Source organism: Peptoniphilus timonensis JC401 (assembly GCF_000312025.1).
Classification (GTDB): Bacteria; Bacillota; Clostridia; order Tissierellales; family Peptoniphilaceae; genus Peptoniphilus_A; species Peptoniphilus_A timonensis.
Genome location: NZ_HE978593.1, coordinates 673,119 through 684,643, shown reverse-complemented (window position 1 = coordinate 684,643; position 11,525 = coordinate 673,119). Strand labels below are relative to the sequence as shown.

Below are 11,525 nucleotides of genomic sequence, written 5' to 3'. Positions count from 1 at the left end.
AGATTATAATGACTCTCACAGAGAAAATTCTCCTCTAATTAAAACTGATGATGCAATTTTAATTGACAGTACTGATTTAAATGCAGAAGAAACAATTGAAAAAATAATTTCTTATATAAAAAGGTGACCTATGTTTTATTTTACTGTAAAAAGTATTGTGGGATTTATTGCCAAACACATTTATAGGATTGAAGTTATAGGAAAAGAAAATATTCCGCAGGAGGATAAAAGACTTATAATTTGTGGAAATCACAAGAGCAATCTTGATCCAGTTGCCATATCTGCAGTTTTTGATAGACAAATTTTTTGGATGGCAAAAAAGGAACTTTTTCAAAGTAAATTATTTGGAGGATTTTTAGATAAGCTCGGTGCTTTTCCCATTGATAGAGAGGGAAATGATCTTGGAGCCATAAAAAAATCTCTAAAAATTTTAAAAAGCGAAAATGTGCTTGGTATATTTCCTGAAGGAACTAGAGTTAAAGAAGTAGATTATACAAAGATAAAATCAGGTATTGCTCTTATAGCACAAAAGACAAATTCAGAGATTTTGCCAGTCTTTATAGAAGGTGATTACAAGCCCTTTAAAAAGACAAGAATTTATTTTAGAAAACCTGTAAAAATTAATAAAGAGATTAAATATTCTAATGAAGATTTAGAAAATATTTCTCAAGACATAATGAGAATCGTATATGGTGATGAAATAAAATGGAAATTATTGTAGCTGATAGATATGGATTTTGTGGTGGAGTAAAAAGAGCTGTTAAAATGGCTTTTGACAATGCAAAAGATGGAGTTTACTCTTATGGTGATCTTGTTCACAATGAAAAAATCGTAAAAGATTTAGGAGATAAAGGCGTAAAGACAATTGATGATACAGATGTAGAAAATTCAAAGGTAATTATAAGAAGTCATGGAGTCCATAAAAATATATTAGAGGACTTAAAAGAAAAGAACAATGAAATAATAAATTGTGTTTGTCCAAAGGTAGAAAAAGTTTATAATATAGTGGATAATTTCTATAAAAAAGGTTATAATATAGTAATTATTGGGAATGATAAACACCCTGAAGTAATAGGGATCAATTCCAGATGCAATGATTCTGCAACAATAATTTCAGACTTGGAAGATATAAAAGTTCCTGAAGGAAAACTTGTCGTGGTCTCACAAACTACAAATAATGTAGATTTTTTCGAAAAAGCAATAAATATTATAAAAGATATTTCAAAAGATGAAGTTTTAGTTTATAATACTATATGTAATGCAACTTTCGAGAGACAAGAGAGTGTTAGGGATTTATCAAAAAAAGTTGACGCTTTAATTGTATTAGGCGGCAAAAAATCTTCTAATACAAAAAAACTTGCAGAAATTGCAAAATTAAATTGTAAAAATGTATTTTTAATTCAGTCCATTAGAGATATTGATTTAAATATATTTAAAAAATTTAATAAAATAGGTATTACCGCCGGAGCATCCACACCGGATTCGGTAATCAAGGAGGCTGTTAGTAGGATGGAAAATTTTGACAAAGGTGAGATGATGGAAGCCATTGATAATTCTTTTAAGAGAATTAGACGTGGTGAAGTAGTAACTGGAGAAGTTTTATATATAACTGATTCAGAAGTAATGGTAAATCTTGGATACAGATCAGATGGTATCATTTCGAGAGATGAACTTGCAGGAGGACCAGATGTAAATCCTCAAGATCTTTATGAACAAGGACAAGAAATTGATGTTTATGTTCTAAAGATGGATGATGGAGACGGCAATGTTGTTCTTTCAACAAAGAGAGTTGCTGACATGAAGGTTTGGGATGAAGTTGAAGAACTTTATAACAACAAGGAAAATATAACAGTAACTGTTAAGAACCAAGTAAAGGGCGGACTTACTGCAGATTACAGAGGACTTAATGCATTTATACCAGCATCTCATGTTTCTGTTAGATTCCAAAAAGATTTAAGCAAATTCATTGGAGAAGAATTCGAAACTGAAATTATCGATTTTGATAAGAGAAAGAGAAGAATTGTTCTTTCAAGAAAAAATGTACTTCAAGAAGAACTAGATAAAGTTCGTGACGAAGTATACGAAAATCTTCACGAAGGAGATATTATCGAAGGAACTGTACAAAGATTAACTAACTTTGGTGCATTCGTAGATGTTGGAGGAGTAGATGGACTTATCCATATATCTGAACTTTCTTGGAATAGAGTTAAACACCCACAAGATGTTGTATCACCAGGAGAAGTTGTAAAAGTACAAGTTCTTAATGTAGATAAAGAAAAAATAGAATTGCACTTGGCTTGAAACAAACTATGGAAAAACCATGGGATGTATTTACTAAAGAAGTTAAAGTTGGAGATGTAGTTAAGGGTAAAGTTGTAAACCTTCTTGACTTTGGTGCTTTTGTAAGACTTGAACAAGGCGTTGACGGTCTTCTTCACGTTTCTCAAATTTCAAGAGAACACGTTGAAAAACCTCAAGATAAACTTTCTATTGGCGAAGAAGTTACAGTAAAAGTAACTGATATTGATGAAGAAAATCAAAAAATTTCTCTTTCAATTAAGGCTCTAATTGAACCTGAAGAAAAAGAAGAAGAAGCTAAACCAAAAGAAAGAAAACCTAGAAGAGAAAGAAAAGCTCCTAAGAAAGAAAAGAAAATTGAAGAACCTAAACAAGATGACTTCAACATGACTATTGGAGAAATGCTAGGACTTAACTTCTCAGATGCAAATCTTGACGCTGATCTAATCGATGAAGATGCAACTGAAGAAAATACAGATAACGAATAATAATTCTATTTAAATTTTAAATATAAAGAGATTCATAAAAGAATCTTTTGAAACTATAGAAAAACTCAGGAAAAATTCCTGGGTTTTTTGTTTTACGATTTTTTAAATAGAGGTAAAAAATTTAATTAGTAAATTTAAAAATTTTTTAAAATAAAACTTTATATAATTAAATCGTTAAATTAAATGTTATAATTATCTTATGAGATACTTAATATTTTTACTTATTTTTTTGACCGCTTGCATGGGAGAAAAAAGAAACTGTTTTAGATAGTGATACTAGAGATAATGTTTCTATTCAAATTATTTCTCATGATAACAAATATGGAAGTGAATTAAAGATTAAAAATAAGGGCAAGGAGTTTTTTATTGATGTAGATGATTTAAAGGCTTGGAAAGTTGATTTTTGTAATGTGGACGGAGGTGAGGTGGAGCTTGCACTTGGAGTTTACAAAAAGACACCCTTTGATGATAAATTCGACAAGAGATGTTTTCTCTACAATATTGATTTTGAAAATGAAAAGTTAAAGCCAAAACTTAGAATTTCAAGGCTATATAATCCCATAAAAGATTTTAACTTGTGTGATATTGATGGCGATAAATATGACGAAATCATTGCCATTGAAAAAAATATTGATGGAAATTATTTATTTGGTGTCTATGACTGGACTAATTTTGCTGTCGAGAGAAATTATGGAAGCAAAGTCTTAAAGGATGAACCGAAGTTTTTGGACAAGGAGAAAAAAGTTGAGATAGATGGTATTGAAAGAGAATTATATTTAGAAGGAGATGAAATTAAATGGAAGTAAAGAAAAAAATACTTGTTACTTCACTTTTGGCACTTTTGCTTTTAACAGCTTGTAAGAATGATAAATCGACTTTGCCAGAAAAAGAAACAGCGAAGATTGAGCTTCAAGATACTAAATTTTTAGATGAAATGGAAAATAAAACAACTTATATTGATTATAAGCTTTCTGATTTTACACCAAGTCTTGAAGATTATAAAATTGCAGAAGATTTTTCTAATGTAGTAAATTTTTCTGAATTTGGAGATTTTACAGAAAAGCAAAAAGAAATGTTATTAAAGAATGGATTTGTAATCACAAAGCCAAAAAATTTAGAATACAACGAATACAGTGAAGAAGCATGGAATTACGAATTTGACCAAATTCACCAAATTTATGAAGACAACGAGTACAAATTCTTGGCGAGCTTTGTGACAACAGATTCGGTAACTCACATTTTTCATATTTTTTATGATGGATTCTTGAGAAATTTGGAAAAAGATGAGCTATATCCAAAGTCTATAGACCTTAATAAAAAATTACTTGAAGAGAATATTAATCTTTTGAGTGAAATAAAAAACGAAAGATTAAAGGAAATTCAATATAAAAACATTGCTTTTATAGCAACTGGACTTAAGCTTTTGGGAAGCGAGCCGGAAAATTTGCCAGGAAAGGCAAAAGAATTAGTTGACGAAGAGATGAAAAATGTATCACAAGAAGAAGTTTGGTCATCTAATATAAGTGGAAGGGACGTTGACTATTCACAAATAAAGCCAAGGGGCCACTACACAAGAAGTGAAGAATTAAAGAAATATTTTAAGGGAACAATGTACTTTGGACAAGTTGGTCTATTTATTGATAACGATGAAGGCCCAAATGAAGATGGAATCTTGCAAGGAATGCTTCTCACTCACTCAATTTATAAAAATCCTGAAATTTTAAAAACTTGGGAAGATTTAGTTGAGCCAATTGACTTTTTAGTTGAATCTGCTGACGACCTTTCTATAAGAGAGTATGCAAGGACCCTTTATGGAGTCTACGGAAAAGATTTTGACATTAATAAATTAGATGATGAAAAGAATTTAAATAGTGCCTATGAACTTTTGAAAGAATATCCAGATCCACAAGTTGCAGGCTTTATGGGTAAGTCCTTTAGATTTATGCCACAAAGGGCAGTTATGGATAGCGTACTAATGCAAAATGTAGTTGACATTGCTGGTCCAAACAAGCCATCTGATAGACCAATTTATTCTGGTCTTGACCTTATGACTGCCTTTGGAAATGAAAAAGCTTGGGAAGTTCAAAAGGAAGATCCTTATAATTCTCACTGGGATAAATACAAAGAGAGAAGTCAAGAAAATATTTCTACTGTGAAAAAGATGAAAGACTTAGATTGGCAAAAAAATATGTATCGCGGCTGGCTATGGATGCTAAAGTCCTATGACCAAAAATTTGGCGAAGGCTATCCAACCTTTATGAAAAATGAGGCTTGGGAAAGAAAGGATTTAGTATCTGCTCTTGGTTCCTTTGCAGAGTTAAAACACGACACAGTCCTATATGGCAAGGCTCTCATGGCAGAAATGGGTGGTGGAGGAGATATGGAAATTCCAAAATCCTATGTTGAACCAAATGTTGAGCTTTACGAAAAATTAAATTGGTTACTTGAATTTACAAAGGTTAATTTAAAGGATCGCCAAATGCTAAGTGAAAAGTATGAAGAAAAAATAAATAATTTCCAAGCCATGGTAGTGAAGTTTAGAGATATATCTATTAAGGAACTTCAAAATGAGCCTCTTACAGAAGATGAAATTAATGACTTACTTTATATTGGTGGAGAAATGGAAAGGATAATGGTGGATTTTGTTGAGTCTTCTGATGAAAATGAAGTTATGTATTGGTATGAAATAGAAAGTGCAACGGATAGAAGAATGCCAGTTGTAGTTGACTTAATGAGAGTTGTGAAAAATAGCGTGGGTCTTCCAGAAGGAGACATATCTCACATTGGAACAGGAAAGCCTATGGAAATTTTTGTAATCTATCCTCACCAAGGAAAACTTTACATGGGTAGAGGAGCAACTTTCTCTTATTACGAATTTTTAAACAAAGAAAGACTTACTGATGAAGATTGGCAAAAGATGGTTTACGATGAAAAGACAGATTTTCCAACTTGGTACAAGGACCTTGTGACAGAAGAAAAGAAAGCAATAGAATATCATAGTTATGGACCAGATTATGAAGAAAGCATGTATAAAGAATAGTTAAAGAGGGCTAGTCCCTCTTTTTTCTTTTTAAATTTGAAATTACTATGTGTTATAATATTTTGAGGTGATAATATGCTTTTAGATTTAGTTGAAAAGAGAAGAAGTATAAGAAAATTTACTGATGAAAAAGTTTCTGAAGAAGACTTAAAGGAAATATTAACTATTGCACTTCATGCCCCAACGGCAAAAAACAGAAACCCAGTTAGATATATTGTGATAAGAGATAAAAAAAGATTAGAAGATCTTTCTGATTTTAAAATAAATAGTGCCAAGTTCTTGGCTGGCGCTGATGTGGCTATTGCCATAGTAACAGATAGCGAGATTGCACCAAATACAAACCACCAAGATGCATCTATTGCTGCAACATATATTTTACTTGCAGCAGCTGACTTGGATCTTGGGGCAACTTGGGCAAACGTGACAGATTCCAAACACGAAAGTGGAATCTCTGCTCAAGAATTTTTGCATGAATTCTTTGATCTTGAAGATAAATTTGATGTTGAATGCATAATTGGCATTGGTCATCCAGCTGAAGAAAAATCAGAAAAAGTTCCCTTTGACTATTCTGAAAATGTATTTGAGGATTTACATGATAAACTTAAATAATTTAGAAGAAACTGAAAAATTTGGAATCTTTCTTGGAGAAAATTTAAGACCAGGTGATGTCTTATGTCTTAATGGAGATCTAGGAGCAGGCAAGACCACTCTTACAAAGTCCATTGCCAAGGGACTTGGCATAGATGATTATGTAACAAGTCCAACTTTTACTATTGTCAATGAATATTATGGGGATATAAATTTATATCACATAGATACTTATAGACTTGATGATAAAATTGATGTAGAATATCTTGGCTTTGATGAGTATTTTTATTCTGATGGAGTGACTATTGTGGAATGGGCTGATAAAATTAGAGATGCTCTGCCAGAGGAATATATGGAAATTAATATAAGTTCTAAGGACGATAAGAGAATACTGGATATAAAATACCTTGGAAATAGATTTGATGATATTAAGGAGAAATTAGATGAAAGTTTTGGGAATTGATACTTCCACAAAGACAACTTCAGTTGGCTTAATTGAAGATGAAGAAGTTCTAGCAGAATACAATTTAAGAGGCCTAGTTTCTCATTCTGAATCGGTAACAGATATGATTGAAGAAATTTTTAAAAAGTTTGATTTTAATCTAGAGGATTTAGATTTAATAGCTGTTGGAATTGGACCTGGGTCTTTTACAGGATTAAGAATTGGAATTACAATAGCAAAGGTATTGGCATTTTCTCTAGACAAGGATTTAATTGGAGTGTCTTCTCTTGTGGCAAATGGAATGTCTGATTATGGAAACGTTGCAACTATAATTGATGCAAGACGAGGCAATGTCTATGCGTCAATTATAAATAATGAGGAAAATCCAGAAGTTTTATTTGAAGATTCTTTGCTTCCTTTTGAGAAATTTAAGGAAGAATTAGATAAATACGATGAAATAACTATTGCTGGTTTAGATGCAGAAAAATATGTTGATGAAATAAAAAATGCAAAATTATCTAAAAATAAAGGCATGAGAGGAATAAATATTGCCAAATTGGGCTTAATTGAATTTAAAAATAAAGGACCAATGGATATATTTAGTCTTGTACCAAATTATTTAAAACTTTCACAAGCTGAGGCTCAATATGATAAAAAGAACGAGACTAGCAAATAAGAATGATATTGAAAAAATTCATGAAATAGAAGTTGAAAGTTTCGAAAATCCATGGTCAAAGAAATCTATTGAAAATGCCATTGTTAATGATGAACTTTCAGATATTTTGCTTGTTGATGTGGATGAAGATTTGGCAGGCTACATTTCTTTTATGAAAATTTATGATGAAATTCATATAGGAAATGTTGCTGTTGCAAAAAAATTTCGAGGGCAAAATATTGGAAATGACCTCTTTGAGGGACTTATAAAAATTGCTGAAAAAGAAAATTTTAAGATGACCCTAGAAGTTGAAAAAACCAATGAGGTAGCCTTTAATCTTTATAAAAAACATGATTTTGAAATTGTAGGAGAAAGAAAAAATTATTACGGCTTAAATAGGGATGCTTATATAATGTGGAGGGAGTGATGAGATGAAAGTATTGGCAGTGGAATCTTCTTGTGATGAAACTTCTGTTGCAGTGGTAGAAGATGGCAGAAAAGTTTTTTCAAATGTAATTGCATCACAAATTGATACTCATAAAAAATTTGGAGGAGTAGTTCCAGAGATTGCATCGAGACAACACGTTGAGGCCATAAATACAGTCTTAAAAGAAGGACTTGATGAAGCGGGAGTTTCTTTAAAAGATATAGATATTATTGCAGCTACTAAGGGGCCTGGTCTTATTGGAGCTCTTTTAGTTGGACTAAGTGCTGGAAAGACTCTTGCTCTTGCGACAAATAAACCCTTTGTTGGAGTAAATCACATTGTAGGTCATGTGTGTGCAAATTATATTTCTTTTAAAGACTTAGAGCCGCCTTTTATAGGATTAATTATTTCTGGTGGACACACATATTTAATTGAGGTAAAAGATTATGTTGACTTTACTCTTCATGGGAGGACAGTTGATGATGCAGTGGGAGAAGCTTTTGACAAAGTTGCAAGATCCATGGGCATTGGTTATCCAGGTGGTCCTATAGTAGATAAACTTGCAAGAGAAGGCAAAGAAACAATAGATTTTCCTAGAGTTATGATAAAAGAAGATAACTATAATTTTTCTTTTTCTGGACTCAAAACTGCAGTCTTAAATTATTTAAATTCAACAAAACTTCGTGGAGAAGAGATAATTATAGAAGATGTTTGTAAATCTTTTCAAGAAGCTGTCGTCGATGTACTACTTGAAAAATCTTTTAGATTGGCAAGAGAAAAAAATATGGACAAAATTGTCTTGTGCGGTGGAGTTTCTGCAAATTCTAGGATAAGAGAGGCCTTTGAAGAAAAGGGAAAAGAAGAAAATGTGAAGATTTTTTATCCAGAATTAAAACTTTGCACAGACAATGCAGCCATGATTGCATCGGCTGCTTACTATGAATATATATCTGGCAAAGTTGAAAAAGAAAATTTTGCAAATCCAAATTTGGGATTAGAATAGTTTTATATTTTTTTAGACGAAAATCAAATGGGATAAATTTTAGAAATTCAAAGAAAAAGAAGTGCCAAGATGCACTTCTTTTTCTTTTGATTAAATTTTAGTAATAAAATTATAAGCTATTTATAAATTTCAAAATTTCCATTTTTGAAATACTTTTTTCATGAACTTCTAGATGTTCAATGCCCATAATATCGTGGGCATTTTTTAAGCCTTCTTGAATTAATTTTTCTACTGAATATAGTTCTCCAAAGTCAGAAATTTTTGAAGAAAGGAAAAACAAATTAGATATTTGATTTACATTTCTCTTGTAAACTTCTCCAGGAATTTTTTTGTAATTTTCTAAAATTGAAATAGAAACATTTTTAAGATTAAATCTTAGCTCTGCGTATTTATCTTCTAGTCCAAATAACTTAATTAGTTCAAAGAAAAAGTCTTCTCCATTTAAGGCTTTAAATACATCTCCCACAAAAATTGAATTTTTGCTTGGATTTAGTATTTTTAAAATTATATTATTGTCCAAAATTTTGACAGAAATACCAGATTTTATTTTAAAAATAAAGAAGTCAGAATCTCTTAAATCTTTTCTCAGATTATTTATAAAAATTGAATCCTTAAATTCGAAGTTAACATATAAAATTGATGAATCAGATGTCTTTCCTTGGATTTCCCTGTAAATATTTTGACCAATAATTTTTTCCTTTGAATAATAGCTGTTTAAAATATTTTTTGGAAGTTCTTTAATGTTTCCAAGGGATAGATTATCTAAAAAAGTTGGCGATTCTATAGAAATTATATCTTTTAAATCAGTGTAAACTTCTTCTATTTGCTCATCTTTTTCAAAGACAAGTTTATCCACATAGGACTTGGAAGAAGAAAACTCAATAAACTTATAGCCATCAAAAAAGTTTACACCCTTAACTTCTAGATATGCACGAAGTTTTTTATAAATTTTATCTGTGTCTAAGTTAAAATAAGATGCTGAACCTATATAATCGATTAAAGCTTCTTTTAATTCAAAAACTGGGCTTTTAGATTTCAAATTATAAATATTTGCCAAATAATAAAATAAATTAGAATTTAAAAAATACTGAAAAAAGGAAATATTTTTCTATGCTTTCTCCACTGTCTATATCAAGAGGAGATAAGAGCAGTTTGTATAGTTTTTTCTTACTTGTCTCATTAACTTCATTTATTTTAGAAGATGAATTAAGTGATAAATCCAAAATTTTTGGATTTTCTTTTTTTGCAATTTTTTCTTTAATTTCAATAATTTCTTCTTCACTCAATATATTTTTTAAAAGTTCAAAAGTATTCTTAAAGTTGAATTCTGAAAATCTATCGTCAAAATTAATGTAATTATTTTCGCCTTCAGAAATTTTTACAAATTCATTAAAGTGCTTTGTATAAATATTTATATTTTTTGGATCTAAGTTTGCATGATTGATAAGCCCGTAAGCAAGGGCCAAGTTGCCAAAGCCATCTCCCAAGAGGTAGGCAAGAGAATTTTCGTCACGATTTGGCATGAGGACTTTTACTTCTTCATCAGAAACTTTTTTCGCAGCAAATATTGCAGCAGAAATAGTTGCAGCTGCAAGAGCTAATTTTTTGATGTCATCTTTTTTTGACATATACTCACCTCACTAAGCTTTTACCCAATATAGGATCTCTTAATTCTAATTTGTTAAATTGTTTTTTAACAAGTATAATGATGATTGGAGGGATTAATGTGAATAATTATAAATTAATCGAAGAAAAATATATAGACGAGGTTGCATCAAATTGCAAAGTCTATACTCATATAAAAAACAGGAGCAAGAGTCTTAACTCTTGAAAACAATGATGACAATAAGGCCTTTGGTATAGGTTTTAGAACTCCGCCAGAAATAGGCAACGGCGTGTGTCATATTGTTGAACACTGTGTTCTTTCAGGTTCTAGAAAATTTAGAACTAAAGAGCCTTTTATGGATCTTATTAAGTCATCTCTACAAACTTTTTTAAATGCTATGACTTTTCCAGACAAGACAATTTATCCAGTATCAAGTAGGAATGAAAAAGACTTTTACAACTTAATGGATGTTTATCTTGATGCCGTTTTTTATCCAAGTATTTATGAGGAAGAAAAAATATTTCTTCAAGAAGGCTGGCATTATGAATTAAAGGATAAAAATGATGATTTAAAATACAATGGCGTAGTTTACAATGAAATGAAGGGAGTTTATTCTTCTTCTGAAAATATTGTATCTGATGCCATGATATTTGCTCTTCACGAAGATTCAAGTTATGGTGTTGATTCTGGTGGAGATCCAAAGTTAATTCCTAGTTTAACTTATGAAGAATTTAAAAATTATCATAAGAAGTACTATCATCCATCAAACTCTTACATTTACTTATATGGAAATCAAAATATGGAAGAAGCACTAGATTTTATAGATAAAAATTATTTGTCTGACTTTGATAAAAAAGATATAAATTCTAAAATTATTTTAAATGAAGACCTAAAGGAAACTAAGGATGTTGATATTACTTTTTCTGCCTCAAAAGAAGAAATGAAAGATGATATAGACTATCTTTCTAAGGGATGGAC

At 30.6% G+C, this 11,525-nt stretch carries 14 protein-coding genes; 12 read left to right on the top strand and 2 right to left on the bottom strand.

Annotation, left to right across the window (positions count from 1 at the left end):
* From HGPT_RS10340 to tsaD, 11 genes are all read left to right on the top strand, one after another.
* On the top strand, positions 1-127 hold a 127-nt coding region (locus tag HGPT_RS10340; protein WP_172633939.1), incomplete at its 5' end, for a (d)CMP kinase.
* Positions 128-130: 3 nt separating this feature from the next.
* Positions 131-721 (top strand): lysophospholipid acyltransferase family protein, encoded by a 591-nt coding sequence (locus HGPT_RS03315; protein ID WP_019138454.1) that lies wholly within the window; start codon positions 131-133, stop codon positions 719-721.
* Complete coding sequence (gene ispH, locus HGPT_RS03310) at positions 706-2,301, top strand: 4-hydroxy-3-methylbut-2-enyl diphosphate reductase (RefSeq protein WP_245544099.1); 1,596 nt, start codon at positions 706-708, stop codon at positions 2,299-2,301. The genes HGPT_RS03315 and ispH overlap by 16 nt, the downstream gene beginning before the upstream one ends.
* A gap of 8 nt (positions 2,302-2,309) precedes the next feature.
* Complete coding sequence (locus HGPT_RS09775; RefSeq protein ID WP_245544098.1) at positions 2,310-2,786, top strand: S1 RNA-binding domain-containing protein; 477 nt, start codon at positions 2,310-2,312, stop codon at positions 2,784-2,786.
* 425 nt (positions 2,787-3,211) lie between these two features.
* Positions 3,212-3,592, top strand: coding sequence for a hypothetical protein (locus HGPT_RS03305; protein WP_019138453.1), 381 nt, complete (start codon positions 3,212-3,214; stop codon positions 3,590-3,592).
* The gene (locus HGPT_RS03300; protein WP_019138452.1) at positions 3,583-5,826 is read left to right on the top strand and encodes a DUF3160 domain-containing protein; all 2,244 of its coding nucleotides are present in this window, start codon (positions 3,583-3,585) and stop codon (positions 5,824-5,826) included. Before HGPT_RS03305 ends, HGPT_RS03300 begins: the two co-directional genes overlap by 10 nt.
* A gap of 75 nt (positions 5,827-5,901) precedes the next feature.
* Positions 5,902-6,435 carry a nitroreductase family protein gene (locus HGPT_RS03295; protein ID WP_019138451.1) on the top strand — a complete coding sequence of 178 codons (534 nt, stop codon included), beginning with the start codon at positions 5,902-5,904 and terminating at the stop codon, positions 6,433-6,435.
* Positions 6,419-6,877, top strand: coding sequence for a tRNA (adenosine(37)-N6)-threonylcarbamoyltransferase complex ATPase subunit type 1 TsaE (tsaE, locus tag HGPT_RS03290; RefSeq protein WP_019138450.1), 459 nt, complete (start codon positions 6,419-6,421; stop codon positions 6,875-6,877). The genes HGPT_RS03295 and tsaE overlap by 17 nt, the downstream gene beginning before the upstream one ends.
* Positions 6,858-7,532 (top strand): tRNA (adenosine(37)-N6)-threonylcarbamoyltransferase complex dimerization subunit type 1 TsaB, encoded by a 675-nt coding sequence (gene tsaB, locus HGPT_RS03285; RefSeq protein WP_019138449.1) that lies wholly within the window; start codon positions 6,858-6,860, stop codon positions 7,530-7,532. The genes tsaE and tsaB overlap by 20 nt, the downstream gene beginning before the upstream one ends.
* On the top strand, positions 7,504-7,938 hold the full coding sequence (gene rimI, locus HGPT_RS03280; RefSeq protein ID WP_019138448.1) for a ribosomal protein S18-alanine N-acetyltransferase: 435 nt from the start codon (positions 7,504-7,506) through the stop codon (positions 7,936-7,938). The genes tsaB and rimI overlap by 29 nt, the downstream gene beginning before the upstream one ends.
* Before the next feature lie 4 nt (positions 7,939-7,942).
* A complete protein-coding gene (gene tsaD, locus HGPT_RS03275) occupies positions 7,943-8,941 on the top strand; it encodes a tRNA (adenosine(37)-N6)-threonylcarbamoyltransferase complex transferase subunit TsaD (protein WP_019138447.1) in 999 nt (332 codons plus the stop codon).
* 109 nt (positions 8,942-9,050) lie between these two features.
* On the opposite strand, the gene HGPT_RS09770 is transcribed toward tsaD, so the two are convergent.
* Together HGPT_RS09770 and HGPT_RS09765 are read right to left on the bottom strand one after the other, a co-directional pair.
* Entirely contained in the window at positions 9,051-9,980 is a 930-nt protein-coding gene (locus HGPT_RS09770; RefSeq protein WP_019138446.1) for a hypothetical protein, read from the bottom strand.
* Positions 9,981-10,011: 31 nt separating this feature from the next.
* A complete protein-coding gene (locus HGPT_RS09765; protein WP_019138445.1) occupies positions 10,012-10,569 on the bottom strand; it encodes an oleate hydratase in 558 nt (185 codons plus the stop codon).
* A 267-nt stretch (positions 10,570-10,836) separates the two neighbouring features.
* Between HGPT_RS09765 and HGPT_RS08985 the strand changes: the two genes are divergently transcribed.
* Positions 10,837-11,525 (top strand): insulinase family protein (locus HGPT_RS08985; RefSeq protein ID WP_425357419.1); only part of this gene is annotated, 689 nt, incomplete at its 3' end.